Source organism: Streptomyces sp. NPDC002181 (genome assembly GCF_042890485.1).
GTDB lineage: Bacteria > Actinomycetota > Actinomycetes > Streptomycetales > Streptomycetaceae > Streptomyces.
In genome coordinates this window covers 430233-455291 of record NZ_JBIASC010000001.1, presented here as the reverse complement: position 1 = coordinate 455291, position 25059 = coordinate 430233, and the positions used below count along the sequence as shown (strand labels likewise).

Genomic DNA, 25059 nt, shown 5'->3' with positions numbered 1-25059 from the left:
AGAACGTCGGGGGCGACCCTTGGGGATGACCCGCAATGCTCTTCACGGACCGCGACGACGCAGGTCGAAGACTCGGCACGGAGCTCGCGAGGTACGCGGAGGACCGTCCCGTGGTGCTGGGGCTGCCGCGCGGCGGGGTCCCGGTGGCCTTCCACGTGGCCCACGCCCTCGGCGCCCCGCTCGACGTGATCGTCGTCCGCAAGCTGGGGGTCCCGCACCAGCCCGAGCTGGCGTTCGGCGCGATCGGCGAGGGCGGGGTACGCGTGATCAGCGAGGACATCGTCCGCCGCGGGCGGCTCGCCCCGCGGGACATCGCCGCCGTCGAGGAGGCGGAGCAGGCGGAGCTGGCCCGCCGGGCCGCCCGCTACCGCGCGGGCCGGCCGCAGGAGGATCTGCACGGCCGGACGGTGATCGTGGTGGACGACGGCATCGCGACCGGCGCCACGGCGGCCGCCGCCTGCCAGGTCGTACGGGCGCAGGGCGCGGCCCGGATCGTGATGGCCGCCCCGGTGGCCCCGCCGGACGCGCTGGCCCGGGTGGGCGCGGTGGCCGACGAGGTGGTCTGCCTGGGCTCGCCGCCGGGGTTCTCCTCGGTCGGCCAGTGGTACCGGGACTTCTCCCAGACTCCGGACGAGGAGGTCGTCTCCCTGCTCGCCCAGTCGCCGCGGCGGCCGGCCCCGGCCGAGCAGTCGGGGGTGGAGGTGGAGGTGGGCGTCGAGGCGGCGGGTCTGCGCCTGCCCGGCGACCTCACCCTCCCGCCGGGTGCGAGCGCGGTGGTCGTGTTCGCGCACGGCTCGGGCAGCAGCCGGCGCAGCCCCCGCAACCGCCGGGTGGCCGCGGACCTGAACCGGGCCGGTCTGGGCACGCTGTTGTTCGACCTGCTCACCCCGGCCGAGGAGGCCGACCGCTCGAACGTCTTCGACATCGACGCCCTGGCTGCCCGACTCGCCGCCGCCACGGCCTGGCTGGGCACCCGGACCCCGGCCCCGCCGGCCTACTTCGGCGCCTCCACGGGGGCGGCCGCCGCCCTGGCGGCCGCGGCCGAGCCCGACTCCCCGGTCTACGCGGTGGTCTCCCGCGGCGGCCGCCCGGACCTGGCCGGTTCCCGCCTCGCCGCGGTCCGCGCGCCCACGCTCCTGATCGTCGGCTCGCAGGACCACCAGGTCCTCGCCCTCAACCGCGAGGCCCGGGCCCGGCTGCGCTGCGAGAGCCGCCTGGAGACCGTGGAGGGCGCCACCCACCTCTTCGAGGAGCCCGGAGCCCTCCACCAGGTGTCCGCCCTCGCCCGGCACTGGTTCACCACCCACCGCCCGCCCCCCGGGGGCCCTGCGGCAGCGCGGTGAACCCGGGGCTCAGACCAGCCAGCCCGCGTCGCGGGCGATGCGGATCGCGTCCACGCGGTTGCGGGCCTTCAGCTTCATCACCACGGTGGTCAGGTAGTTGCGCACGGTCCCGGTGGACAGGTGGAGCTCCCCGGCGATCTCGGCGGCCTCCGAGCCCTGCGCCGCCATGCGCAGCACCTCGGTCTCGCGGTCGGTCAGCGGGCTCTCCAGCCCGTTCCACGCGGCGACGGCCAGCTTGGAGTCGATGACCCGGTGCCCGGCGACCACCCGGCGGATGGCACTGGCCAGTTCCTTGGGGGAGTCGTCCTTGAGGAGGTAGCCGGAGACCTGGGCCGCCAGGGCCCGGCGCAGCGTGCCGGGGCGGCCGAGACTGGTGAGCATCAGCGTCCGGCACTCCGGGAGCTGCTCGTGGATCTGCATCGCCGCGCTCAGCCCGTCGAGCCCGGGGAGGTCGATGTCGATGATCGCGATGTCGGGCCGGACGGCGAGGGCGGCGGCCAGGATCTCGTCCCCGCGCGACAGCTCGCTGACGACCTCCAGGTCGTCCTCCAGGTCCAGCAGGGCGACGAGCGCGCCGCGCACCATGTGCATGTCCTCGGCCAGCAGGATCCTGATCACCGTGACGAGCCCCCCGTCCGCGCGGTCGATCTTGTACTTGTGATCATAGCAACCAGCGTGTCCCGGCGGCCGGTTCACGACCGTCGCGGGCGGTCACCTCAGGCGACGAGCCACGAGCGCTCGCCCTCCGCCGCCTCGTCTGACTCTTCGAGATCGGGGTCGACGTCCCCGTGGGCCGGAACCCGCGCCACCAGCCGGAACAGGCTGCCGGGACCCCGGTCGACCGTCAGTTCACCGCCCACCGCCCGCAGTCGCAGCCCCAGGTTCCCCAGGCCGCTGCCACTGTGCGGCGAGGTGTCGCGGTAGCCCTCGGTGACGCCGTCGTTGGTGACCGACAGGGTCATGAGGCCGTCCTCCTCGATGGCGGTGATCTCGCAGTGCACGGCCCTGCTGTGGCGCAGCACGTTGGTGACGGCCTCCCGCAGGACGGTGGCGAGCACCGTGTCCACGGGCGAACTGACCTCTCCCATGCGGATGTCGGTCACCGCGTCGACCTCGGCGGCGCCCAGCACCGACTTGGCCGAGGCGATCTCCTCCTCCAGGGACATGTCCCGGTACCCGCTCGCCACCCGCCGCACGTCGGCCAGCGACTGGCGGGAGATGGCCAGCACGTCCTCGATCTCGTCCATGGCCCGGGCCGGGTGCGCCGGGATCAGGCGGTGGATGAGCTCGCCCTTGAGCTGGATCGCGGAGAGGCTGTACCCCAGCAGGTCGTGCAGGTCCCGGGCGAAGCGCAGCCGTTCGCGGGTGACCGCGGCGCGGGTGAGTTCGCCGCGGCTCTCGTGCAGGACGCGGACCAGCTCGGACAGCCGGGTCAGACCGAAGGTGACCAGCCCGGTCAGCAAGGTGGTCTGCACCAGGTAGACGCTGTCGACGGCGGGCCGCCCTTCCAGCAGCGGCGGCACCAGCATGCTGACGCCCACGAACCCGTACAGGATCCAGCCCGGGCGCGGGGGCAGGAGCAGCAGGAGGGAGCCGGCGAGGAAGCCGGCCATGGCGCCCCACTGCGACTTCAGGGCGATGAGCGGCAGGTAGGTGAAGGCGGCCTGCGCGCCGAGGGTCAGCGCCCGGTGGCCGGTCGGCACGCGCTGCGTGCTCGTCCGGGAGTGCAGGAGCTGGAGGGCGAAGACCGCGCCCAGGCAGCCGAAGGCGGCGGCCAGGGCGAGCCCTTCGACTCCGGCGCTGAGGATGTTCAGGGCGGTGATGCCCACGTAGCAGAGGAGTGCGGCGATGAGGATGACCTGGGCCATCCGGGGTGCGGGTAAGTCCCGGCTCCGTCGCAGAATGCCCTCGACCAGGACCGCCTCCGACGGTCCTTCCGAGGACTTGAGGCGGCCAGGCATGTCAATCCCCCTTAAGCGTTCCTCTGTTACACGCCAGATGTGAGCATAGGGGAGGGGCGTGAACCGGGGGCGGGAATCGATCGCTCATACGAACAGTGGGACCGGGTTGAGCTGGTCGTACGGTGTGGGTTCGGCCAGCCGGCCGAGGCGCACGGGGACGTCGAAGAGGCGGCCGGAGCCGTACCGCGCCCAGAAGTGGCGCAGTCCCGGTACGACCACTTTCGTCACGGGAAGTCCGAGGTCAGGTCGGCTCTGGTCGAGTACGAGAAGGTCCAGTCCTTTGCTCCGGACCAGCTCGGTGATCATGTGCACGTCGTCGAGCAGATCGGTGCCCGCTGCCGTGGGCCAGTGGTCCGGCGTACGGGTCTGCGCCATCGGATCGGCCGCCAGATATGGCTGGTTGGCGATGGTGGCCCCCTGCCACCACGACAGGGGCTCAGGGTCGGTGATCCGGTATCCGCCGCCGTCCCCGCGCGCTTCGCCGACGGCGGGCAGCAGCTGCCCCAGCTCCGACAGGGCCCGGCACAGCGCCACCCGGGGGTCGAAGTGCGCGCCGAACCCGAAGAGCACGTCCTCGGCGGGCTTGTCGGTCCGCCGCGACAGCGCCGCGATCACCGGGATCCCCAGGTCGGAGGTGAGGTCGAGCGCCCACACCTCCCGGTTCGCGCGGCGCAGCCCGTGGCGCGTCCGCTCGACCCACTCGTCCTCGAAGGAGCCCAGGTCCACCCCGGGCTGACGGGTGCGGTTGTACCACCACAGGGCGACCGCGTCCCGCTCCACCAGCTCCAGGAAGCCCTGGACCAGCGCGTCCTCGGGACTGCTGCCCGCGGCGTTGCCGTTGGAGTCGGCCCACGGCCCGCCCGCCGCGGGGTCCCCGGCGCCGTCCGCACCCCGCCCGAAGTAGAGCATCGACGTGGGGAGCAGCCGCTGGACGCCGCCGGTCAGCGACCACACCGGGGTCCACTCGGTCGGCCGGGTCTCGTCGAACGGCTCCGGTACGTGGTGGAAGCGGGAGTGCCGCGCGTTCCACAGCTCCCGCTCCGCGAACTGGCGGGGGCTGTACAGCTGGCAGTCGTTGGGGTGGACGGCCGCACCGCCCAGGCCGCGCAGGGAGTCGCGGACCACCGGCTCGTCGCCGTGCCGGGTGCCGCTGTAGCGCTCGACCGCCTCGCACAGCGCGCTCGTACGAGCCTCCTCGGCGGTACGGCCCTTGCCGCCGCTGAGTGCGCGCAGGCCCGAGCTGAGGCCGGCGAAGGACGCCGACTCCATCGCCAGGTTGTGCCCGGAGGTGTACGCGTGGACGAAGTCCGGGGCGCCCGGGGCCTGCCGGATCTCCTTGACCACCCCGGTCACCGGGTCCACCAGGTGTCCGTACCTGCGCAGCATCTGAGCCGGGGTCAGGGCGCGGTCCCCGCCCCCGGTCGCGGCGGCCTTGGGCCGCGACACGGGGACGAAGGGGGCGCCGGCCCGGCGGGCCACCAGGCCGGGGTCCCCGCAGGCCGCGCACTGCGGGAGCCGGTCCACCGGGTGGCCGGAGGTGCGCAGGCGCAGCGTGTCGAAGGTGCGGATGTGGCCCTGTTCGGGCTGGCGCAGCCCGGCCAGCCACTTGGCGGCCTCCAGGACGGCGAGGTTCACGGCGAGCGCCGTCCCGGCCGCCAGCCCGGCGGCCGGCCGCGGCACGGGGCCGGCCAGGCCGAGCGCGCGCCGTACGGGCACCTCGGAGTGGCGGTGGCCGCGCAGCCGCACGGCCAGGCAGTGCCAGCAGGGGCCGGAGCCGGGCCGGAAGAACGGGCCCACCCAGGGGTCCGTCCCGCACAGCTTGGCCGGCAGCCAGGGCCGGCCCCCGGCGCGCTGGCGGGCGTCCACCGCGGCCAGCCCGGGGGAGAGGTAGTCCTCGCACAGGACGAGGACCAGATCGGCCGCGCCGGGGTCCGCGACGACCGCGATCCCCGACTCCCGGCAGGCCTCGGCCACCGGCCCCGGATCCAGCCCGGGCAGCGCCTCGACGGCGACGGCGGCCCGGGCCAGCCCGGCGGCGGCCACACCGCCGTCGAGCCCGGCGAGATCCCAGTACGCCTCGGCCCCGGCCTCCGCCGCCGGGGTGGTGGAGCGGATCAACCCGGCATCCGCCAGGGAGCGGAGGGCGGCCTCGGCGTCCTCGGCGCCCAGGACCCGCGCGGCCTCCTGCCGGACCGCCCCCGCGGTCCGGGTCCCGTCGAGCAGCGGGACGAGGACCTCCGCCCCGCTCCCGCCCAGGGCGGTCACCCCGCGCCGGGACACCAGGTAGGCGGCGTCGCCGGGGACGACGGTGGGCCGCAGATGGGACTTGAAGCCCACCAGAGCCTCGGCGGCGGCCGGCGGAGCCGAAAGCGGCCCGGCCGGCCGGCCGCGCTCGGCAGCGCTCATGCTCCCGCCCGTCCGGCGATCGGCGCCGACGGCCCCGTGACCTGCGTCCGGCTGCAGACGGTGAACAGGGCGTACGCGGTGTCCGGCAGGGCGTCGAGGTTCTCGATCACCAGGCCCGGACGCGCGGAGCGGACGGGCATCGGTGCGGATCCGGTGCTGGGGCTGATACGGGCGTTGGCCGAAAGGCTGGTCATGGCGGTGGAGTTCCCTCTGCGTCGTCGTGGCGCGGGTCGGTCCGTTCACAGACGATTCTGCGAGGATCCGGTGAGCGCGGGACAGTGCCCCGGTCACCAGCGCGAGGTGAAGTTTTCACATGGTGCGGCGCCGCCCTCGGGCCCGAACGCTCAGGCCCGCCAGCGGACGGGCAGCTTCCGCGGGCCGCGGATCAGCAGACCCGTGCGCCACACGAGGTCACGGGGGTCGGCGTCCAGGAAGAGGGCCGGGCAGCGCGCGAGGAGCGCGGTGACGGCCGTACGGGCCTGGAGGCGGGCCAGCGGTGCGCCCAGGCAGTAGTGGATGCCGTGGCCGAAGGCGATGTGCCCGCCGGTCGGCCGGCGGATGTCGAAGCGGTCCGGGTCGGGGAACCGCGCGGGGTCCCGGTCGGCGTCGGCGAGCGCGATCAGCACCAGTTCGCCGCCGCCGGGGATCGTGGCGCCCGCTATCTCCACGGGCCCGGTGGTGAACCGGTACGTGGTGGTCTCGACCGGCCCCTCGTACCGCAGCATCTCCTCCACGGCGCTGTCGATGAGCGAGGGGTCGGCGCGCAGCGCGGCGAGCTGGCCGGGGTGGCGCAGCAGCGCGAGGACGCCCGTGGCGATCAGCTGGACGGTGGTCTCGAAGCCCGTGACGAGCAGGAGCCAGGCCATGCCGATGAGTTCGTCGGGGGAGAGCCGGCCGCCGTCCTCGTCGGTGGCGCGGATGAGGGCGCTCATCAGATCGGCCCGGGGCCGCTCGCGCATCCCGTCCACCAGGCCGGCGAGGTAGCGCGTCATCGCCGCCGTGGCCGCCGTCCTGGTCTCGCGGTCCGGGCTGCTCAGGGCCTGTTCGGCCCAGTCGCGGAAGGCGGCGCGGTCGAGGGAGGGCACGCCGAGCAGTTCACAGATGACGCCCATGGCCAGCGGGAACGCGAGGGCCTCGACGAGGTCCGCCGACCCGGCCGGCCGGGCGAGCATGGCGTCGAGGAGCTCGCCGGTGAGGGCCCGCACCCTCGGGGCGAGCACCTCGACGCGGCGCGGGGTGAACTCCCCGGCCACCAGCTTGCGCAGCCGCGTGTGGTCGGGCGGGTTCGAGCTCAGCAGGTTCTCGCCCGCGGAGAGCCGCGCGAGCGGCAGCGAGGGCGAGGCGTCCCGCCAGGACTTGGAGAGGGAGGGCTCGGTGAGCGCGGTGCGGCAGGCCTCGTAGCCGACCACGAGCCAGGCCCGCGCCCCCTCCGGCACGCGGACGCGGTGCACCGGGCCGCGGGCGCGCAGCGCCGCGTACACCGGATGCGGGTTCCTGGTGAATTCCTCGCCCAGCGCCCCGAAGTCCGCGGCGATGTCCGTTCCCACGGATCGACCCTCCTGTCGTCGTCGTGCCGTCGTGCCGTCGTGCCGTCGTGCCGTCGTGCCGTCGTGTCCCGTGCCGTCGGCTCGTCTCAGAGCGCGTGGACGTCCCGCTCCTCGAACACCTCCCGGGCCACGCCGATCGCGTTCAGCGCCCGCGGGAACCCGGCGTACGGCACCACGTGGATCAGCGTCTCCACGACCTGCGCCGGGCTCAGGCCGACGTTGAGGGCGGCCCCGATGTGCACGCGCAGCTGGGGTGCGACGTCGCCGAAGGCCGTCAGGGCGGCGACGGTGACGAGCTGGCGGCGCCGCGGTGAGAGCCACGGCCGGTGGTAGACGTCGCCGAAGGTGAACTCGACGATGAACCGCCCCAGGTCCGGGGCGATGTCCCCGAGCGACTCGATGACCTCCAGCCCGTGGTGCCCGTCGATCTCCACCAGCTTCTCGGTCCCGCGCAGGTAGCGGTCGCGCGGATCCTTCATGACCGGCGGCCGGAAGGTGACGCCCCGGTCCGCGAAGACCTTCCGGGCGACGCCGACCGCGTTCAGCGCCCGGGGGAACCCCATGAACGGGACGATGTGGATCAGGGCCTCGACGACCTCCTGCGGCCGCACGCCGACGTGCAGCGCCGCGTCGATGTGGAAGTCCAGCTGCGGGGCGGCGTCCCCCTGCGCGGCGAGCGCGGCGACCGTGGACAGCTCCCGCTCGCACAGATCGAGCCCCGCGCGGGAGTAGACGTCCCCGTACGCGAACTCGACGACGAAACGGCCCAGGTCCGGGGCGATGTCCCGCAGCGACTCGATCACGGCCGCCCCGCGCCGGCCCGAGGTCTCGTGCAGGACGGCCAGCCCGCGCTCGTAACGGGAGCCGGCGCCGGAGGTGGCCGCGGCCGCCACCGGTGCCGGGCCCAGCAGGCCCTCGGCCAGGCCGATGCCGACGAGGGCGCCCCCGGTGAGGGTGGCGCGGCGCGTCATCTCGGCGGTGCTCCGTGCGTCGTTCATGGTGTCTCGTCTCCATCCATCGATGCGAACGGCACCGTGCCGATCGCGATGACGTTGCCCTCGCTGACGTATCCGTCCGGGTCGCGCAGCGGGCCGGACGGATCGTCGGGGTCGAGGAAGGGGGCCCAGTTCCCCGGAATGCCCTCGTCCCTCGCCTGCCGGGCGAAGTGCGCGCACGCGTTCGCGTAGAACCGGAGGGCGGCCGGGGTGAGCGGAGCGTGGTGCTCCATGAGGATCGTGTGCTGCCGTACGGCGGTCAGGCCGGCCGCCCGAAGCCATCGGTACAGGTCACGGCCGCGCAGCAGCTGGCGGGCATAACCGGGGGATGCGGCGGACGCCCGGAGGAAATCGGTGATGAGGAACGGGTCCGCCGGACGGACCGTGCTCAGCGAACCGTCGACGTCCTTGACCGCCACGAGTCCGCCGGGCCGGGTGACCCGGCGCAGCTCCGCCAGCGCCCCCGCCAGCTCCGCGTCGTCCAGGTACTGCGTCGTGTTCGAACACCAGACGGCGTCGAACATGCCGTCCGCGTACGGCAGGTCGAGCAGGCCCGCCCGCCGCACCACCAGAGGCGGGGCGTCCGGCCGGTCCCGCAGCCGCCCGGCCGCGCGCTCCACGTTCTCCGCGGCCAGGTCGACGGCCGAGATCCGGCCCGAGGGGCCGACGAGTTCGGCGATCCGGGGCAGGAACGCGCCGCTGCCGCAGCCCGCGTCCAGCACGTGCCAGCCGGGCCGGATGCCGACCCCGTCCAGGGCGTCCAGGTAGTCGGCGGAGCAGGCCTCGAAGTGCGGGTCGACGATCTCCTCGTGGGTGAACGGCAGTCCGGTGGACGTCGTGTACCCCCACCCCGCGTGGCCGGCCGTCAGCACGCCGCCGCCTCCGCCCCTGCCCGTACGGCGGCCCCCGCGGCCGTGGTCCGCGCCTGCGCGAGCAGGTCCGCGAGGATCTCCGCCGTCGCCTCCGGTGCCTCCAGGGGAGCGAGGTGGCCGACCCCGGGAAGGACGGCGAGCCGGCCGTGACGCAGCGCCCCGGCCGTCGCGCAGGCCTCGTCGAGGGAGACGAGCCCGTCCTCGGCGCCGATGACCACCACCGCGGGGACCTCCATCGCCCGCAGGGCGGCCGTGGAGTCCGTACGGGCCGCGATGGCCCGCTGGGCCCAGGCGACCGAGCGGGGACGGGCCGCCAGCGCCAGGTCGGTGACCCGCGCCGGCAGGTCCGGCCGCCGGGCCCGGGTGGTGGCGCCCAGCAGGGAGGGGGTGGTCGCGGTGACGAGCCCGGGGCGCGCCGAGTCGTCGAGGACCGCCTCGGCGAAGCGCAGGCGCCCTGCGGCCGCCTCCGCGCCGTCGGCCGTGCTCCGGGCCGCCAGCAGGGCCAGCGCGCGGACGCGGTCCGGGTGGCGGCGCAGGAAGGCCATCGCCACGTAGCCGCCCATGGAGCAGCCGGCGAGGGCGACTTCGCCGGCGCCCTGCCGGTCGAGTTCGCGGGCCAGGGCGTCGGCCACGAGATCGAGCGAGGGGGAGCCGTGGGGGAGCGGCGCGGAACCGAAACCGCACAGGTCGGGGGTGAGGACCTGCCGGCCCCGGGCGCGCAGCGCCGCGGCCGTCCCGTCCCACATGGACGAGTCGAGGGGCAGGGCGTGCAGCAGGACGAGGGGGAGGCTCATCGCAGCGCCGCCCGCTGCGCGTCCTCGACGAACCGCCGTACGTGCTCCGGGGGTTCGGTCTCCCGCAGCCAGGCGAAGGCGACCGGAGAGGGCGGCAGGTCGTGCACCGGGACGACCTTGATGTCCGGCGGGACCACCGCGTCCAGGGAACGGAAGGAGAGGTGGATCGCGTACGTGCTCCGCAGCAGCCGCGCCATCGCGGTCAGCGTGGTCATGGCGTGGATCCGGCGGATCGGCCGGCCCAGCGGGGTCCGCGGCGGCACCACCAGGTCCCAGACGTGCGCCGGGAAGTCGCCGGGGCACCGGAAGCCCCCGTACTCCGCGACCTCCTCGACCGACACGGAGGCGCGTCCGGCCAGCGGGTGGTGGGCCCCGACGAGGACGGCCCGCCCGTCGAAGCCGACCGGGCGGCTCACGGCGAGGTCCGGCTCCAGCGGGTCGTACTTGACGATCATGAGGTCCGCTTCTCCGGCCCGCAGCGGGGCGAAGGGCTCGGTGACCTCGTACGGGACGTACTCCACGGACTCCGGGGCGTGGCCGGCGGCCGCGACGAGGCGGGCGGCGAGGTGCGTGGAGCCGTGGACGCCCAGGCGGACGGTGCGGGTGGCGGTGGCGGTGGCGGTGGCGGTGGCGGTGGCAGTGGCAGTGCTGCCGGTGTCGGCGGTGGTGGCGGTGGGGGCGGGCATTTCAGACCTCCGTGGTCAGTCCGGCACAGGCCTGGAGTTCTTCCGGGCGGTGGACATCGGTGTCGACGCGCAACATGGCGAGCCGGGCGCCCAGACCGGTCAGACGCGGTACGAACCGCAGCGTCAAGCGGTCCCCGTGACCGATCAGCCCGTCCAGGACGGCCTCGGCGAGCAGGTGGTTGAGGTGCACGAGCGCCTCGGTGACCGACACCCTGGCGGTGGCGACGTACAGCTCGCGGCACACCGGCGTCCGGGTGCCCGGCCGGCCGGGCACGGTCACGGTGGCCGGCCGCTGCGCGGTCAGCTCGTGCGCGGCCTCGAAGGCCTTGAGCAGCCGGCGCAGCGTGGCCGTCCGGGCGCCGGGCGCGGGTCCCGCCCAGGCCGCCGAGCCGTCGGCCGCGATGTGGTCGAAGGCGAACCGCTCGCGCAGGTTGGACGGGCTGCCGGCCAGGTAGACGGTACGGGTGAACGAGCGCCGCCACGCCTCCCGTTGCCCGGGAGCCAGCCCGAGGGCGAAGGCACAGGTCTCGCGCACCCACCCGGGCAGGTCGAGCCGGCCGATGACGGCCACGGCCAGCACCTCCTCGGACGGGGCGGTGCGGGCGCCGTGGAGCCCGGCCCGGACGGCGCGCAGCGCCTGGGCGCTGGACAGGTCGAGCCCGTCCGCCAGCTCGGGCCGGGCGGAGCGGACGCGGTCCGCGGCCGACTGGAGCAGGGCCGCGGAGGACAGGGGGAAGGGACTCACAGGAACACCGCCGACAGGAGTTCGGGATCGGGAGCGGGACGGCCCTTGCCCAGGAGGGAGCAGGCCAGCCGGTAGGGGTCGACGTACGCGTGGCCGCGCCGGTGCCGCTCCAGCGCCCCGGGCAGGTCGCCCGCGGGGGTCGCGGACCCCGAGCGCCTCAGCAGCCGGGCGGCCACGGTCAGGCAGTGGCGCAGGAGGTCGTGGCGGAAGGACTGCTGCTGGCCCGGGCCGAGGGTCGCGATGAAGTACAGCCGCATGCCGAGCCGCAGCGCGTCGTCGCCGTGGCCGTCCGCGCCCTCGCAGACCTCGGCCGAGGCCCGCAGCAGCGCGCCGGCCGTGTGGCCGCGCCAGCCGCCGTGCCGGGCCGATGTGATCTTGCCTTCGATGGGCACCCGGCCGATGGGCACCCGGCGCACCGGCGGTCCGAGGCTGGTCAGCACCCGGTGCAGCAGCCGGTAGTCCGCGTCGAGTTCGCGGTCGTGCAGCAGGACCACCTCGTCGTACCAGGGCACCAGCGGCAGCAGCTCGCGCAGGGCGCAGGCCAGGTAGTTGGGGCGGCCGTCGGCCGTGACGATGCGGCGCAGCGGCATTCCGTGGCGGGTCAGGTCCAGGTAGACGGGGCCCCCGCAGTGCCGCTGGTCGAGGACCAGGCCCACGGCGGCGAGCCGTTCGACCATCTCCTCCAGTGCGAGCCCGGGCGGCTGGTGCTCCCGCAGGCCGGGGTCGTGCATGCCGAGCCGTTCGTAGTGCCCGGCCCACAGCCCCAGCATCCGCTCGCTCACCGGATGCACCCAGCCGTCGTGCTCGACGGCGTCCCGGTAGGGCCGCAGGACGCCGGCGCCCTGGCGCGGCTCCTCGGAGCGGTGGCGGACGTACAGCTCCCCGATCTCCTCCTCGGAGAGCTGCGCGTAGTCCGTCTCGCCGCGGGTGCGGTCGAGGTACTCCCAGAAGCCGACGGTCTGTTCGGTGACGTGGTAGGTGGTGTGGCTGTAGCGGTAGTCCACCGCGGCGAGCGGGGCGGTGGCCCGGAACATCACGTCCGTCCACAGCAGGCCCTTGAGGTGGCTGGGGGTCAGCGGTTTGGTGGGGGTGACCGTGACCGGTGCCAGCAGGACGTTCTTGCGGGTCGGCACGTTCATCCTCCCTTCCGGTCGGGGGCGTGGGCGGCGATCGCCCGGCGCAGTGCGGCGTACGAGGGCGGGCGGGGGGCGGCGGGTACGGGGGCGTCCGGCGCGGCCGCCCGTACGCGGGCCGGGAACCCGGGGTCGGCGAACACCTCGCGGGGGGTGGCGAGGCTCGCCCCGATCCGGGTGATGCCCCGCCATACGGCGCGGTCGGTGGCCGCCGCCGCGAGCGCGGCGGCCAGGAGCGGCCCGGGCACGGGCGGTACGGGATCGGGCGGCACGGGCGCAGGCTGTGCGGGCGCAGGCCGTACGGGCTCGGGGACCGGCGGCTCTCCGGCGGCCGCCCGCCACCGCTCGGCCCGTGACCGGGAGTCGAGGACCCCCTGCTCGTACCAGGGGCGCAGCAACCGGTCGGCGAGCTCCGCGGCCGCCAGGCCCAACCGCTCGTCCGCCACGGGGTGTTCCCCGATCAGGTCGGCGAGCCGGAAGGCGTGCGCGAGGGCGAGGGACAGGCCCCGGCCGAACATCGGATCGGTGACGCAGGCCGCGTCCCCGGCCCGCAGCAGCCCGGCCACCGGACGCTGCCGGCCGGGCCCGGCGCCGCGCAGGATGTTGGGCGGCATGGCGATGGCCCGGACCGGGCCGAGCGGATGCGCCGCGCGCTCGTCGACCCAGGGAGCCAGGTACGGGGAGAGGCGGCAGGCGGCGGTGAAGGCGGCGGGCGTGCGCAGGGCGGCCATGGCGCGGTCGCCGGGCAGGGCGCCGAAGGTGACGGCGAAGACCTCGTTGTCCGCCGGGTGCAGGACGGCGGAGTAGTGGTCCCAGACGCCGCCGGCCGCGTTGGCGCGGTTGAGCGGGCCCGGCGGCGGGCCGTAGGGGTCGCGCAGCCGGTAGAAGCGTCCGAAGGCGTGCAGCCGGCTGGGGCCGGTCAGGTCGGCCGCCGCGGGTACGCCCGCCGCGGCCAGCCAGGACCGGGACGCGGACCTGCGGCCGGAGGCGTCCACCACGAGGCGGGCGGGGATCCGCTCGCCCCCGTCCGTGACGACGCCCGTCACGCGCGGGCCCGGCGCGGTCAGCACGCCCGTGACCGCGGTGCGGTGGCTGACGGTCACGCAGGGCAGGGCCGAGGCGGCCCGGTGCAGTACGAGGTCCAGGACGGACCGGCGGACGAGCAGCGTGACGAGGTCCTCGTCCCCCGGCTCCGCGGGGCCCGGCGGAGCCGCGGCGGTGAGGTCGGCGAGCCGGGCCCCCTCCGCCAGCGCCGCTTCGAGCACGGCCGGTGCGCGGGTGCGCAGCGTGCGGACGCCGAGCGCGTTCAGGATGTGGTCGTGCCCCGCCTGGGGCACGCCGGGCCGCTCCCACAGCCCGGCGCTCTTGACGAGCGGCCCCTGCGGCGGCGGTCCGCCCCGCTCCAGGACCCGCACCCGGTGGCCGCGCGCGCCGAGCGCCAGGGCCAGGGCGAGGCCGGCGGTGCCGCCCCCCGCGATCACGGTGCTCGCCATGGTCAGCGACGCCGGCCGTGCACGAAGAACACCCGCCGCACGTCCTTCACCCCGCGCGGCGGCACCGGGTCCGGCCACCGCCCGAAGTCGGCCTCGGGCTCGCCCGGCTGGACGGCCCGTACGTCGAACCCGTACCGCTCGAACAGGACTTCCGGCTCGTCGGTGCCGAACACCCACGGGCACCCCCAGCCCGCGAACACGTCCAGCAGGCCGCGCATGTGGGGCAGGGTCAGGGCGGCGCTGTTGACGATGTCGGCGGCGATGCGGCTGCCGGGTGCGGAGATGGCGGCGACCCGCTCCAGCATCCGGTGCGCGTCGGCCTCGGGGATGTAGTACAGCAGCCCCTCCAGCAGCCACGCCGAGGGGACGGCGGGGTCGTAGCCGGAGGCGAGGAGGCGTTCCTCCCAGTCGTCGGCGGTGAGGTCGACGGCGACCGTACGGTGGTCGACCCGGGGCTCCACCGCCCCCAGCCGCCCGGCCTTGAAGGCGAGCACCGCCGGGCGGTCGACCTCGAAGTACCGGATGTGCCCGGGCCACGGGAGCCGGTAGGCGCGCGAGTCCATGCCGGCCGGGGCCAGCACGAGCTGGGTCGTGGCCGGGTCCTGGGCCGCCTCCTGGAGCAGGTCGTCGAAGAAGCGGGTGCGGATGGCGTTGTAGTCGGGGGTGCTGGGCAGGGTCCGCGGCCGGTCGGGCGGGAACGTCGCCGCCCGGATCTCGGCGAGCAGCTCCGGACCGGCCTCGCCGACGAGTGCGGCGGCGTACGGGTCCTCGTACAGCCGGTCCTCGCGGCGGGTCTCTGCCGCGCGCAGGGCGGCGGTGAGCAGGGCGGTCCGTTCGACGGGACTGAGCACGGGCATGGGTGGCTCCTTGTACGGGGGTGCGGGTGCCGGACGGCCGACGGGGGTGGCGGCCGGGGGCGGCTGGGGCGGGGGTCAGGCGAGCGGGACCCGGGTCAGGCGCTCCCAGAGGGCGTCGTCCTGCCGGAAGAGGCGGTCCTTGACCTGGGTCGGGCGGATACCGGCGCCGACCGCCTCGTGCCAGTCGCGGTCGAACGCCTGCGCGTCCAGCAGGCGTACGGAGGGCGCGCCCAGCCGGCCGGCCGCCCGGGCCCCCGCGTACCCGGCGGACCGCTCCGCGAGGCAGCGGTCCAGGTCGGCGGTGAAACGTACGGTCTCGGCCTCGTGCCAGGGGGTGCGCGGGGCGATCGCGAAGACGTAGTGCGCGGGTCCGGGCTGCGCGGGACCGGGATGCGCGGGACCGGCCGCCGGTTCGACCCGGCAGGCCACGTTGCGCAGGGCCAGTCCGCCGCAGGACAGGGCCGAGTGCAGGGCCCGGACCACCTCCGCGTCCCGCAGCCGCTCGCCGGCCGCGTCGGAGCGCCCGCCGCGGCCCGCGTACTCCAGCCGCGGGACCCCGCCGGACACGTCCACGACGCGGACCACGTCGCCGACCGCGTACCGGTACAGCCCGCCCACGTGGCTGAAGATGACGTGGTAGTCCCGGCCGGCTTCGAGCTCGTGCGGGAGCAGCGTGGCGGAGTCCGGGGCCAGATCCCGATCGGCCGGTACGAACTCGTACACCGAAGCCGAGGCGACGAGGCTGCCGGCCGAGGCGTGCCGGTCCAGCGCCACTCCGACCGGGCCCTCCGAGGCCGCGACCGGCGCCGGGAGCACGGTGACCCCGGATCCGAACTCCTCCCGCAGCGCGGGCAGGTACAGCGAGGCCACCCCGGTCGTCCAGCAGAAGATCGCACGCAGCCGGGGCCACACCTGCGCGGGCCGTACGGTGCCGAAGTACTCCGCGAGGTGTTCGAGCTCGGCGGCCCGCCCGGGGTCCGGCGCCCGGTGCGGCAGACCGCCGAGGGTGCCGTCCCGGACCTCCTTCACGATCCGCGGCCACCACAGGTTGAGCTGGTACGGGACGGCGGCGACCATCGCCGGATTGATGCCGATCAGCGCGCGCAGATCGCTCTGCACCGCCAGCCGCAGCCGCAGGTACGCCCGCTCCAGGTGGTCGCCGGGCTCGGTCGGCACGGGCAGCGCCGCCCACGGGGCGCCCGTACCGGGTTCGGCCGAGAGGGGTTCGCCGAAGCGGGCGCCGAAGTCCACCTGGCTGGCGCCCGCATGGGGCCTGCCGTCGCCCGTGGTGGGCGGGGCGCTCAGCGGGTCGTGCTTGAGGTTGAGGACGGCGTCGGGCCGCTCCAGCACCTCGGGGAAGTGCTCGATCAGCGGGGCCCAGGCCGCGAGGTAGAACGGCATGAAGGTGGTCCGCATGAAGCGCGGGGTGACCGGCACCTTCTTGTGCGCCCCGGTGCTGCCGCTGCTGGTGAAGTAGACGGCGGGGGCGTCGGCCGACAGCAGGTTCCGCTCCCCGGCGGCCGTCCGCTCGATGAGGTCGGCGTGGTCGGCGTAGTCGCGTACGGGGACGGCCTCGCGGAAGTCGTCCACGGTGAGCACGCGGCCGAGGCCGTGCCGCCTGCCGAACCGGGTGGAGGCGTTGAAGCCCACCAGGTCGGTGAGGACGCGCTGCTGCGCGCCGCGCAGATCGGCGTGGTCGGCGGCCAGCCGCTCGCGCGCCGCGAACACGCGCTCGCGGTAGCGGCCGGTGTGGCCGGGGGTGTGCCAGACGGATGCGGTGTTCACGAGGTCAGCACCTCCCGTACGGCCTCGGCCGCCCGGCCGGCGTCGGGCTGCTCCGCCAGCATCGTGACCGGAACCTCCCGCACCTCCTCCAGCATCAGCTTGCGCAGGTTCCGCTGGTAGCGCTCGAACTCCGCCCAGCTGCCCTCCTCCCCGTCGTACTCCAGGGAGTTGAGCCGCGCGCCGTCCCCCCTGCGGCGCCACGCGGACTCGGGCGAGACGTCGAGGAAGACCACCCCGCTCGGCTGGGGGAAGGAACGCCACCAGGAGTACATCGCGCGGTCCCGGACCCCGGCCATCCGGCACTTCGCCAGGATCTTGTAGTAGTACGAGTCCACCAGCACCGGTACGCGCGGGTCCGCCTCCCGCACCTGGTCCCTGAGGTGGACCACGGCGGTCTGCAGCACGCTGGCCAGGAAGTCCGCGGAGTAGGCGGCGCCGAGCCCCGGCAGCAGGTGCTCGTGGACGTCCCGGCGCAGCCGGGTGATCAGGGCGTGCTCGGGGGCGACGAAGGCGCTGTCCGTCGAGACCATCCGCCACTCGGGCAGTTTCGACACCAGGCGGGCCATGGCCGAGGACTTGCCGGCGCCGTCGGGACCGAGCAGCACGTGGAACCGGGGCCCGGTCATCGCGTCGCGGTGGTCTCGGGGCGGCGGGCCGCCAGGTGCGCCCGCAGCTCGGGGTCCTCTCCCACGGCCACCGGATGCCCCACGAGTTCGAGCATCGGCAGGTCGGAGAGGTGGTCCCCGTACGCGAAGCAGTCGCGCGGGTCGATGCCGGGCCGCGCCGCCAGGTGGGCGAGGACCGCGGCGCGCTTGCCCTCGCCGATCACCGGGGTGGCGACCTCGCCGGTGTAGCGGCCGTCCTCGGTCAGCGGACGGGTGCACAGCACCGTTTCCGCGCCGATCTCGCGCGCCAGCGGTTCCAGGAGCGGGGGGAACGAGCCGGAGACCAGGACCAGGGGCGCCCCGGCCGCCCGGTGTTCGCGCAGGGCCCGGCGCGTGGAGTCGATGTAGAAGCCCCGGGTGGAGGTGGTGCGTTCGGAGAACCAGTCCTGCGCCAGCCGTGTGATCGTCTCCACGGACTCGCCCGTGTAGTGGCTGTAGTAGAGGCGGTTGATGTCGGAGCGGGGGGCGCCGCCGGCGGCCCGGCGGCCGATCACCGCCCGGATCCGCTCGTACTCCTCCTCCCCGGCCGCGCCGTGCCGGCGCACCAGCTGGTAGTGGAGGAAGTCGAACATGCTCTTGACGGTGATCAGCGTCTCGTCGACGTCGCTGAAGACGATGTAGGGCCGGTCCGTCCCGGACGGGAAGGGGTCCGTCCCGGACGACGGGTCCGCCCCGGACAGGGACGCGCGGACGTACTCGGCCATGTAGGCCGGCAGGTGGTCGGTCATGACGTACGGACCTCCGCTCGGGCCGGGGCCGGGGCCTGCGCGGCGGCCGCCGCCGTGGCCAGCGCCACCCCGTCCTGGAGGGACCGCTGGGCCGCCCGCGTCTCCTTGGCGTGGGAGACCTGGGTGTCGAAGGCGGTGAAGCGGACCTCCATGCCCGCGGTCTCCGACCCGCCCTGGCTCACGGAGAGTTCGCAGTGGAAGGTCATCCGGGTGCGGTGCGGGGTGCGGTGGGCGAGGACGCGGCAGCGCACCACCGCGGGGAGCGGGAAGAGGAAGTTGCGGTACCGGGTCGCGAAGGAGTCGATGACGAAGTAGCTGCTCCCGACCGCCTCGGGCGGGAGGTAGAACTGCTCGGCGACCGCTATGAACATCTGCCGGCCGGCCTCGGTGGCCAGCATCCCCTGCATGTGCTGTCCCGTGAGGTGGTCGGACATCACCTCGTTGTCGCCGTCGACCAGCAGGTCCGCCTCGTACCAGTCGTCGCCGACCGGACGCGGCTGCGAGATCAGCACGTTCTCGGGGCGGTGCTTGTGGGCGATCTCCCGGCCGGCGCGGCTGTGCAGCGCCTGGTCGTCGATGACGACCAGGTCCGTCAGCCCGCGCCGGGCCAGGGTGTCGCGTACGTACTGCACGTCGAACAGGGAGACGCCCTGCCCCACGCTCACGCGGACCCCGTCGGCGGCGCTCTCGGGGAACGCCCCGTTCCTGATCAGACGGGCCAGCTGCGAGACGGTGAACACGCCTTCGTGGTGGGCGAACTCGGCGAACACGTCGCCCACGAGGAACAGCGTGCCGGGCTTGGCACCGGTGGCCTGGGACGACTCATGGGACATGGGCACGGACATGTGTTTCGACCTTTCCTGTTCGGGTGGTGGTGGGGGTCACGTCATTCGGTGAGGCGCCGGCTCAGCACCGGGAACTCCGGGTCGCTGCCCAGGGCGCCGCCCTCGGTCCAGCGGTTGCGCGGCACCTCCCGGATGTAGACCGTGATCTTGTCCAGGGGTGCTCCGGTGACCTTCCTGACGGTCCGGGTCAGCTCTTCCATGAGCTCCCGGCTCTGGGCGTCGTCCTGGCCGTCCCAGGTGGTGACGGAGATGATGGGCATGGGAGGGGGCCTCTCAGGTCGAGGTGCGCAGGTCCCCGAAGGACGGGCCGCGCAGTTTCAGGTGGGCGTGGATGTCCCCGCCGAGGCCGAACTCCCCGATGGCGCCGCCGTAGCTGCGCTGGTAGCTCATCCACAGCACGACGACGTTGATGATCCGGTTGGCGCCGGGCAGCTCCGGGTCCGGGAACGGGTCCGGCATCGTGGCGTGGTAGCGGCCGGAACCCTCCGCGTCCGTGGTGAAGACGTTCGGCACCCCGAGCGGGCCCGGCCGGGTGGGGCCGGCCGGATCCAGGTCGCGGGCGCGCAGCGACATCACCGTGTAGACGCTGTTCGGCACGAGGCGGGAGAAGTCGAAGTCGAAGGCCGCGGACCGGCCGTCGGGGGTGACGGCCACCTCCAGGGTTCCGCTCGCCTCCATCCACCGGCCGAAGGTCACCGGCTCGGTGACCTTCGGCCCGTCCTGCGGGCGCAGGTCCGGTATCGGCACCTCGTGGAAGGCGTGGCTCGGGCGGCGGACCCGGTCGGCGGACGGCAGCTGCTCCGGCGCGAACACCATCGGGTAGTTGTTGCACGGCAGGGGCAGCGGCAGGGTGTGCAGGACGACGTCCCGGTCCGCCCCGCCGGGGTCGGCGTCCAGCTCGCGCACCACCGCGTAGGGGGCGAGGCGGCCGAACTCGGGAACCGGGCCGGCCGGCGAGACCACGGCCGCGCCCCACTCGGGCGCGGCCCCGCCGTCGGCGGTGGGCCGGTTGATCATGCCCACCACGAGGAAGTTGCCGTCGCCGTCCATGACCTCGCTCGGCGGGTACAGCGGACCCTGGGTGGTGAGGGAGAGCTCGTACTTCTCAGACATCGGCGCGCTTGTAGACGCGGGTGTAGAGACCGCTCTCGCCGCCCACGATGTAGCGGTCGCCCGCCTGGCGGACGATCTCCTGGTACTCCGGCGAGGTGAAGACGGCCTGGTACGCGGCCGGTTCGACCTCGAAGCCGGACACGAACATCACGCCCGGCTGCGAGCTGATCAGCGAGTGGTAGGCGAGGAAGGTCTGCACCTCGTCCGCGCGCCGGACCACGTCGAAGATGGTGTTCTCGCGCCATTCGCGGTACGCGGCGTACTCGCGCGGCTTCACCTCGATGTAGCGCAGCTGCACGTACGGCGTCTGCGGCAGCGGGTCGGCGGTGTCCTTCGGTGCCTCGACGAACTCCAGCAGGTGGCGCCGGAAGTCCGTGACGAGGTCGTCGGACACGGCCTCCCAGAGCCGCTTCCAGCCCGCGTTCAGGCCGTCCAGCTCGGAGAGGTCCTTGACCGGCGTGATCTCCAGGACGTTGCCGTCGTCCTCGCTGACGTACAGGGCACGGCCCGGCACCGGCTCCTTCAGGTGGAGCCGGCTCCACTCGGCGAGGACCTGGTCCAGCCGGCCCGGGGCCACGGCGACTTCATTGAGGACGAGCAGGGTGGAAGACATGGGTGTGCCCTTTCGTGAATACGTGAATACGCGATGCGCGAATGCGCGATGCGCGAATGCGCGATGCGTGAATGCGCGATGCGTGAATGAGGGAGTTCGGGAAGTGCGGTGGGGGGAGTGGGCGGGGCGACGCGTCAGGCGACGGTCACGCCCTTGGACGCGATCACCGCGGCCGCCTCCGCCACGGTCTGCTCGGGTACGAGTTCACCCATCTCGATCTCGACGCCGAAGGTCTTCTGCAACCGCAGCGCCAGCTCTTCCAGCAGCAGCGAGTCGATCTCCATCGCCTCGAACGTGGTGTCCGGCGTGACATCCGCCGTCGGCACGTCCAGTTCGCCCAGGACCACGACTATCCGGCTGACGATCGAAACATCCATGAGAATCCTCCGTGAATCACTTGGAACGCCGACTTTCGCGTTGCGGGATCGGAGCTGGTGAATTCAGCGGATCGAATGCCCTCCGCGTCCCACGGATTCATCATGGGATCCGGGAACGGGCGGAGGAAGTGTCTCCTGATCATGGTGGTGAGAACACCACCGGCACGGGAATCAGGCGGCCTCGGCATGGCAGCCGACCGCTTCGCGCGGGCGCTCCGCCGATTCCGCCCCGGGCCGGGCGACATACAGCGTCAGCAAGGATTCGGGGCTCTCGGGCACGCTCATCACCACACGGTCGAAAACCCGCACCCCGGCCCGGGGCAGCGCGATCTTGCGCCGGCTCTGATTGGGGCCGACCACCTCGTGACAGTCCCACAGCGTGGCGAAGCGCGGGCTGCGCTCGCTCAGCCGCTCGGCGATCCGGCCGAACTCCCGGTCCTCCGGGAACCGGGCCGACTGCGCCCGGAACTGGGCGACCAGACCGCGCCCCACCTCGTCCGCCTCCGGGTACTTCTCGCGCGTCGACGGCTCGGTGAAGAACTTCAGCACGCAGTTGTCCCCGCGGGCCTCGATGCGGAACAGGGAGCGGGCCGAACGGCTGGCCAATTCGATGCGCCCGTACCGGTCGGTGATGTACGCCGGATTGCGCGACCACCCCTCGACGAGCGCGTTCATCCGCGCGTACTCGCTGTCCCACCGGCGGCCCGCCGTCGGCTGCGGAGGATTGTGGCCGGCCAGCCGGTAGAAGTACGTGCGTTCCGTCTCCCCGAGCCGCAGCGCGTTGCTGACCGCGTTCACGATTCCCTCGGAGACGTTGATGTCCCGCCCCTGTTCGAGCCAGGTGTACCAGGACACCCCGACCCCGGCCAGCGCCGCGACCTCCTCGCGCCGCAGCCCCGGCGTACGTCTGCGCTCCACGTTCACCAGACCGACTTCCTCCGGCGTGATCTGCTCCCTGCGCGCCCGCAGGAAATGCCGCAGTCGCGTCCGCCGTAAAAGCCCCGATACCGCAGGGGAAGCAGTCGTCTGCATTCCTCGACCTCTTTCTCTTTCCGACTGAAGAAAACTTCGGTGCGGTGCGCCCGCCGGGCGGGCCCACCGGTGGTGGTGCCACCACCCCGTTCGACAGACACTCCCTCCCGCCGGAATTCCCCGCCACACTGGCGGCATGTTCCACACAGCGGCGAACATCCCGGCTGCCACGGCGGCGGGTACGGCGGAAAGCGCCCCGGCGAAGAACGGATCGACCCGGCTGCGCCTGTTCTGCTTCCATCACGCGGGCGGCAGCGCCTGGTCCTTCTCGGGCTGGGGGCAGTGGCTCGGCCGCGGGGTGGAGGTGGTGCCGGTGTCCATGCCCCCCAGGTCGGTGCCCGCGGCCGGCGTCCCCGGTGCCGTCAGCACGATGGACGACCTCGTACGCGAGGTGACAAGTCAGCTGACCCCCTTCCTCGACGAGCCCTACGCCTTCTACGGACACAGCATGGGAGCGCTGGTCTCCTACGGCGTGGCGCAGCGGCACATCGCCGCGGGCCGGCGCCCGCCCGCCGCATTCGTGGCCGGGGCCCACCGCGCGCCGCACGTCCAGGCTGCGCCCGACCTGACCGTAGGGCTATCGGATCGAGCCTCCCTAGAGCTGATGCTGGGCCTGGGTGGAGCCGGAAGGCTGTTGCGGGAGAATCCCGTACGGATGCGGACCGTCGTGGCACGCCTCCGCGAGGACCTGCGGATATGCGGTACCTACCGGCATCCCGAGGCCGGCCACCGGCCGCTGCCCTGCCCGGTCCACGTACTGCTCGGCCGCCGCGACCCGCTGGTCCCGGCGGCGGACGCCCAGGCGTGGCGCGCGCACACCAGCGCGGGGTTCTCGCTGCGCACCCTCCCGGGGGGCCACTTCTTCAACCGGGAGCACAAGGACCTGTTCTTCGCGGAGTTGGGCCGCATCCTCGGCTCGGTCGAAAACCGCACCGTGTGATTCCCGCCGCTGACACCGCGTGGTGGTGTGACCTACCTTCGGGCGGTATGGACGCCATGCCGTTAGGGACCGACCGTACGAAGAAGAAGCGCACCGAGCTGGCGCACTTCCTGCGGAGCCGCCGGGCCGCACTCTCCCCCGAGGACGTCGGACTGGCGACGGCCGCCCGGCGCGCCCGCGTGGGGCTGCGCCGAGAGGAGGTCGCGGTCCTCGCCGGGGTGAGCGCGTCGTGGTACGCCTGGCTGGAACAGGGCCGCCCCATCAAGGTCTCGGACGGGATACTCGACGCGATCAGCCGCGCCCTGCGCTTCGACGAACGGGAGCGGGTGCACCTGTACCGGCTCGCGGACGCCAACCCCCCGCTGCCGCTGGTGTCCGCGGACCTCCCCGATTCCGGCCTGTTCCAACGGATGGTCGACACCCAGCTGTTGGGACCCTCCTGCGTCATCGACCGGTACTGGGACGTCCTCGCGGTCAACGAAGGGGCCGCCGAGGTGCTGCGCCTGGGCCGCGAGGGCAATGACAACTTCCTGACCAGCCTTTTCTCCGGATCCCACGGTGAGCGGTACCTGAACCGGCCCCGGCTGGCCCGCCGTATGACCGCCCGCTTCCGACTGCAGTCCTCGTACGGCGCCGACGATCCGCGGTACGAGGAGATCGCCGGCGAACTGGCCGGGAGCGACCCGCGCTTCGCCGAGCTGTGGGAGCGCCACGAGGTCGAGGAGTTCGCGCCGGTGACCGTCGAGGTGGACCACCCCCGCGAGGGGCGGGTCTCCTTCGTGCTCTTCACCATGGACCTGGACGAGGCCGCCCGCACCCGGCTCCTGGTGTACCTGCCGCCGGGCGCCGCCGGGCCGGTGTCGGCCTGGTCGTAGCCGTGGGCGGCCGCCGCCAGGGTGGTGGTCCCACCACCACCGGCGGCACGGTCTGGATGGGTTCCGGGCGCCGCCGCAGAATCGTCGGGTGGCCCGCCCCCGCGTGGAGAGCGGCCCGTTCCACCGTGCCCGGCAGCGGCGTCCCGCACCGGCGACTATGGAGGCCCCCTTGACTCATGCCACCGATGCCACCGATGCCGGCGGTGCCGGCGACGCCCCCCGCGCCACCGGTGCGCCGGGCCGCGGCCGGACGGCGGTCCTCACCGGGCTCGGGACGTTCGTCCCGCCCCGCGTCGTGACCAACGAGGAGCTGTCCCGGACCATGGACACCTCGGACGAGTGGATCCGCACCCGTACGGGCATCACCCGGCGGCACTGGGCCGACCCGGGGACCGCCACCGGCGACCTCGCCGTGGCGGCGGGCGAGCGGGCGCTGAAGTCGGCCGGCTCTGCGGAGATCGACCTGGTGGTGCTCGCCACGACCACCCCGGACCACCCGTGCCCGGCGACGGCTCCCGAAGTCGCCTCCCGGCTGGGCCTGCGGGACGTGGCGGCGTACGACGTGGCCGCGGTGTGCAGCGGCTTCGTCTACGGGCTCGCGTCCGCGGCCGGAGCCATCGCCGCGGGCATCGCGGAGCGCGTACTCGTCATCGGCGCGGAGACGTACTCGACGATCCTCAACCCGGAGGACCGCACCACGTCGGTGATCTTCGGTGACGGCGCCGGAGCCGTGGTGCTGCGGGCCGGCGACCCCACCGAGCCCGGAGCACTGCTCGGGTACGACCTGGGCAGCGACGGCTCGCTGAAGGACCTGATCATCGTCCCGGGCGGCGGCTCCCGGCAGCGGTCGGCCGCGGCCGGTTCCCCCGAACCGGACCCGGCCGACGCGTACTTCACCATGCAGGGCAAGTCGGTGTTCCGGCACGCGGTGACCCGTATGGCGGCCTCCTCGCAGGCCATGCTCGACCGCGCGGGCTGGGCCGCGGACTCGGTGGACTGGTTCGTGGGCCACCAGGCGAACGTACGGATCCTGCACGCCGTCGCCGACCAGCTCGGCATGGCCCGGCAGCGCACGGTCGTCAACCTCGACCGCGTCGGCAACACCTCGGCCGCCTCCATCCCGCTGGCCCTGGCCGACGCCGTGGCCGGCGGTCAGGTCACCCCGGGCGACCGGGTGCTGATGAGCGCCTTCGGCGGTGGCGTGACCTGGGGTTCGACCGCTCTGGTCTGGCCCGACGTCACCGCGTACTGAAC

26 protein-coding genes are annotated in these 25059 nt (G+C 74.0%); 4 read left to right on the top strand and 22 right to left on the bottom strand.

Features of this window, described 5'->3' with window-relative positions; all coding sequences use genetic code 11:
- Nucleotides 1-35 precede the first annotated feature (35 nt).
- Nucleotides 36-1343 (top strand): phosphoribosyltransferase family protein, encoded by a 1308-nt coding sequence (locus tag ACFYXV_RS02050; RefSeq protein WP_389381817.1) that lies wholly within the window; start codon nt 36-38, stop codon nt 1341-1343.
- Nucleotides 1344-1352: 9 nt separating this feature from the next.
- On the opposite strand, the gene ACFYXV_RS02045 is transcribed toward ACFYXV_RS02050, so the two are convergent.
- From ACFYXV_RS02045 to ACFYXV_RS01940, 22 genes are all read right to left on the bottom strand, one after another.
- Complete coding sequence (locus ACFYXV_RS02045; protein ID WP_078864650.1) at nt 1353-1961, bottom strand: DNA-binding response regulator; 609 nt, start codon at nt 1959-1961, stop codon at nt 1353-1355.
- A 98-nt stretch (nt 1962-2059) separates the two neighbouring features.
- Nucleotides 2060-3304, bottom strand: a complete 1245-nt coding sequence (locus ACFYXV_RS02040; protein ID WP_385471383.1) for a sensor histidine kinase — start codon at nt 3302-3304, stop codon at nt 2060-2062.
- 84 nt (nt 3305-3388) lie between these two features.
- Nucleotides 3389-5710 (bottom strand): TOMM precursor leader peptide-binding protein, encoded by a 2322-nt coding sequence (locus ACFYXV_RS02035; RefSeq protein WP_385471386.1) that lies wholly within the window; start codon nt 5708-5710, stop codon nt 3389-3391.
- Nucleotides 5707-5904 (bottom strand): hypothetical protein, encoded by a 198-nt coding sequence (locus tag ACFYXV_RS02030; protein WP_383350641.1) that lies wholly within the window; start codon nt 5902-5904, stop codon nt 5707-5709. Before ACFYXV_RS02030 ends, ACFYXV_RS02035 begins: the two co-directional genes overlap by 4 nt.
- 150 nt (nt 5905-6054) lie before the next feature.
- On the bottom strand, nt 6055-7257 hold the full coding sequence (locus tag ACFYXV_RS02025) for a cytochrome P450 (RefSeq protein WP_389381816.1): 1203 nt from the start codon (nt 7255-7257) through the stop codon (nt 6055-6057).
- Nucleotides 7258-7343: 86 nt separating this feature from the next.
- A complete protein-coding gene (locus ACFYXV_RS02020; protein WP_385471392.1) occupies nt 7344-8255 on the bottom strand; it encodes a carboxymuconolactone decarboxylase family protein in 912 nt (303 codons plus the stop codon).
- Nucleotides 8252-9124, bottom strand: a complete 873-nt coding sequence (locus tag ACFYXV_RS02015) for a methyltransferase domain-containing protein (RefSeq protein WP_389381815.1) — start codon at nt 9122-9124, stop codon at nt 8252-8254. Before ACFYXV_RS02015 ends, ACFYXV_RS02020 begins: the two co-directional genes overlap by 4 nt.
- Entirely contained in the window at nt 9118-9918 is an 801-nt protein-coding gene (locus tag ACFYXV_RS02010; protein WP_389381814.1) for an alpha/beta fold hydrolase, read from the bottom strand. Before ACFYXV_RS02010 ends, ACFYXV_RS02015 begins: the two co-directional genes overlap by 7 nt.
- Nucleotides 9915-10604, bottom strand: a complete 690-nt coding sequence (locus ACFYXV_RS02005) for a LysR substrate-binding domain-containing protein (protein ID WP_389381813.1) — start codon at nt 10602-10604, stop codon at nt 9915-9917. The genes ACFYXV_RS02010 and ACFYXV_RS02005 overlap by 4 nt, the downstream gene beginning before the upstream one ends.
- Before the next feature lies 1 nt (nt 10605).
- Nucleotides 10606-11349: a DUF6182 family protein gene (locus ACFYXV_RS02000; RefSeq protein ID WP_389381812.1), complete on the bottom strand. Its 744-nt coding sequence runs from the start codon at nt 11347-11349 to the stop codon at nt 10606-10608.
- Nucleotides 11346-12488 (bottom strand): hypothetical protein, encoded by a 1143-nt coding sequence (locus ACFYXV_RS01995; RefSeq protein WP_389381811.1) that lies wholly within the window; start codon nt 12486-12488, stop codon nt 11346-11348. Before ACFYXV_RS01995 ends, ACFYXV_RS02000 begins: the two co-directional genes overlap by 4 nt.
- On the bottom strand, nt 12485-13975 hold the full coding sequence (locus tag ACFYXV_RS01990) for an NAD(P)/FAD-dependent oxidoreductase (protein WP_389381810.1): 1491 nt from the start codon (nt 13973-13975) through the stop codon (nt 12485-12487). The genes ACFYXV_RS01995 and ACFYXV_RS01990 overlap by 4 nt, the downstream gene beginning before the upstream one ends.
- Before the next feature lie 2 nt (nt 13976-13977).
- Complete coding sequence (locus tag ACFYXV_RS01985; RefSeq protein ID WP_385471412.1) at nt 13978-14832, bottom strand: class I SAM-dependent methyltransferase; 855 nt, start codon at nt 14830-14832, stop codon at nt 13978-13980.
- 75 nt (nt 14833-14907) lie between these two features.
- Nucleotides 14908-16617, bottom strand: coding sequence for a GH3 auxin-responsive promoter family protein (locus ACFYXV_RS01980; protein WP_389381809.1), 1710 nt, complete (start codon nt 16615-16617; stop codon nt 14908-14910).
- On the bottom strand, nt 16614-17243 hold the full coding sequence (locus tag ACFYXV_RS01975; RefSeq protein ID WP_389381808.1) for a hypothetical protein: 630 nt from the start codon (nt 17241-17243) through the stop codon (nt 16614-16616). Before ACFYXV_RS01975 ends, ACFYXV_RS01980 begins: the two co-directional genes overlap by 4 nt.
- Nucleotides 17240-18010 (bottom strand): HAD family hydrolase, encoded by a 771-nt coding sequence (locus tag ACFYXV_RS01970; RefSeq protein WP_389381807.1) that lies wholly within the window; start codon nt 18008-18010, stop codon nt 17240-17242. The genes ACFYXV_RS01975 and ACFYXV_RS01970 overlap by 4 nt, the downstream gene beginning before the upstream one ends.
- Nucleotides 18007-18855 (bottom strand): AfsA-related hotdog domain-containing protein, encoded by an 849-nt coding sequence (locus ACFYXV_RS01965; protein ID WP_385471424.1) that lies wholly within the window; start codon nt 18853-18855, stop codon nt 18007-18009. The genes ACFYXV_RS01970 and ACFYXV_RS01965 overlap by 4 nt, the downstream gene beginning before the upstream one ends.
- 41 nt (nt 18856-18896) lie before the next feature.
- Nucleotides 18897-19115, bottom strand: coding sequence for a tautomerase family protein (locus tag ACFYXV_RS01960; protein WP_366101121.1), 219 nt, complete (start codon nt 19113-19115; stop codon nt 18897-18899).
- A gap of 13 nt (nt 19116-19128) precedes the next feature.
- Entirely contained in the window at nt 19129-19968 is an 840-nt protein-coding gene (locus ACFYXV_RS01955; RefSeq protein ID WP_385471430.1) for a hypothetical protein, read from the bottom strand.
- Nucleotides 19961-20581, bottom strand: a complete 621-nt coding sequence (locus ACFYXV_RS01950; RefSeq protein ID WP_385471433.1) for a hypothetical protein — start codon at nt 20579-20581, stop codon at nt 19961-19963. Before ACFYXV_RS01950 ends, ACFYXV_RS01955 begins: the two co-directional genes overlap by 8 nt.
- 134 nt (nt 20582-20715) lie before the next feature.
- Complete coding sequence (locus ACFYXV_RS01945; protein ID WP_385471436.1) at nt 20716-20958, bottom strand: acyl carrier protein; 243 nt, start codon at nt 20956-20958, stop codon at nt 20716-20718.
- Between the two features lie 171 nt (nt 20959-21129).
- On the bottom strand, nt 21130-21990 hold the full coding sequence (locus ACFYXV_RS01940; protein ID WP_389381806.1) for a helix-turn-helix transcriptional regulator: 861 nt from the start codon (nt 21988-21990) through the stop codon (nt 21130-21132).
- 136 nt (nt 21991-22126) lie between these two features.
- On the opposite strand from ACFYXV_RS01940, the gene ACFYXV_RS01935 reads away from it, so the two are divergent.
- The 3 genes from ACFYXV_RS01935 to ACFYXV_RS01925 all read left to right on the top strand — a co-directional run bounded on the left by ACFYXV_RS01935 (nt 22127) and on the right by ACFYXV_RS01925 (nt 25057).
- Entirely contained in the window at nt 22127-22930 is an 804-nt protein-coding gene (locus ACFYXV_RS01935) for a thioesterase II family protein (protein ID WP_383350606.1), read from the top strand.
- A 56-nt stretch (nt 22931-22986) separates the two neighbouring features.
- A complete protein-coding gene (locus ACFYXV_RS01930; protein WP_389381805.1) occupies nt 22987-23805 on the top strand; it encodes a helix-turn-helix transcriptional regulator in 819 nt (272 codons plus the stop codon).
- Between the two features lie 169 nt (nt 23806-23974).
- Nucleotides 23975-25057, top strand: coding sequence for a beta-ketoacyl-ACP synthase III (locus ACFYXV_RS01925; protein WP_389381804.1), 1083 nt, complete (start codon nt 23975-23977; stop codon nt 25055-25057).
- Nucleotides 25058-25059 lie beyond the last annotated feature (2 nt).

Bases quoted from the DNA above. Each gene is read 5' to 3' on its own strand.
- ACFYXV_RS02050 (WP_389381817.1), top strand. From the start codon at position 36: ATGCTCTTCACGGACCGCGACGACGCAGGTCGAAGACTCGGCACGGAG.
- ACFYXV_RS02040 (WP_385471383.1), bottom strand. From the start codon at position 3,304: ATGCCTGGCCGCCTCAAGTCCTCGGAAGGACCGTCGGAGGCGGTCCTG.
- ACFYXV_RS02035 (WP_385471386.1), bottom strand. From the start codon at position 5,710: ATGAGCGCTGCCGAGCGCGGCCGGCCGGCCGGGCCGCTTTCGGCTCCG.
- ACFYXV_RS02030 (WP_383350641.1), bottom strand. From the start codon at position 5,904: ATGACCAGCCTTTCGGCCAACGCCCGTATCAGCCCCAGCACCGGATCC.
- ACFYXV_RS02020 (WP_385471392.1), bottom strand. From the start codon at position 8,255: ATGAACGACGCACGGAGCACCGCCGAGATGACGCGCCGCGCCACCCTC.
- ACFYXV_RS02010 (WP_389381814.1), bottom strand. From the start codon at position 9,918: ATGAGCCTCCCCCTCGTCCTGCTGCACGCCCTGCCCCTCGACTCGTCC.
- ACFYXV_RS02005 (WP_389381813.1), bottom strand. From the start codon at position 10,604: ATGCCCGCCCCCACCGCCACCACCGCCGACACCGGCAGCACTGCCACT.
- ACFYXV_RS01995 (WP_389381811.1), bottom strand. From the start codon at position 12,488: ATGAACGTGCCGACCCGCAAGAACGTCCTGCTGGCACCGGTCACGGTC.
- ACFYXV_RS01990 (WP_389381810.1), bottom strand. From the start codon at position 13,975: ATGGCGAGCACCGTGATCGCGGGGGGCGGCACCGCCGGCCTCGCCCTG.
- ACFYXV_RS01985 (WP_385471412.1), bottom strand. From the start codon at position 14,832: ATGCCCGTGCTCAGTCCCGTCGAACGGACCGCCCTGCTCACCGCCGCC.
- ACFYXV_RS01975 (WP_389381808.1), bottom strand. From the start codon at position 17,243: ATGACCGGGCCCCGGTTCCACGTGCTGCTCGGTCCCGACGGCGCCGGC.
- ACFYXV_RS01970 (WP_389381807.1), bottom strand. From the start codon at position 18,010: ATGACCGACCACCTGCCGGCCTACATGGCCGAGTACGTCCGCGCGTCC.
- ACFYXV_RS01965 (WP_385471424.1), bottom strand. From the start codon at position 18,855: ATGTCCGTGCCCATGTCCCATGAGTCGTCCCAGGCCACCGGTGCCAAG.
- ACFYXV_RS01960 (WP_366101121.1), bottom strand. From the start codon at position 19,115: ATGCCCATCATCTCCGTCACCACCTGGGACGGCCAGGACGACGCCCAG.
- ACFYXV_RS01955 (WP_385471430.1), bottom strand. From the start codon at position 19,968: ATGTCTGAGAAGTACGAGCTCTCCCTCACCACCCAGGGTCCGCTGTAC.
- ACFYXV_RS01950 (WP_385471433.1), bottom strand. From the start codon at position 20,581: ATGTCTTCCACCCTGCTCGTCCTCAATGAAGTCGCCGTGGCCCCGGGC.
- ACFYXV_RS01945 (WP_385471436.1), bottom strand. From the start codon at position 20,958: ATGGATGTTTCGATCGTCAGCCGGATAGTCGTGGTCCTGGGCGAACTG.
- ACFYXV_RS01940 (WP_389381806.1), bottom strand. From the start codon at position 21,990: ATGCAGACGACTGCTTCCCCTGCGGTATCGGGGCTTTTACGGCGGACG.
- ACFYXV_RS01935 (WP_383350606.1), top strand. From the start codon at position 22,127: ATGTTCCACACAGCGGCGAACATCCCGGCTGCCACGGCGGCGGGTACG.
- ACFYXV_RS01930 (WP_389381805.1), top strand. From the start codon at position 22,987: ATGCCGTTAGGGACCGACCGTACGAAGAAGAAGCGCACCGAGCTGGCG.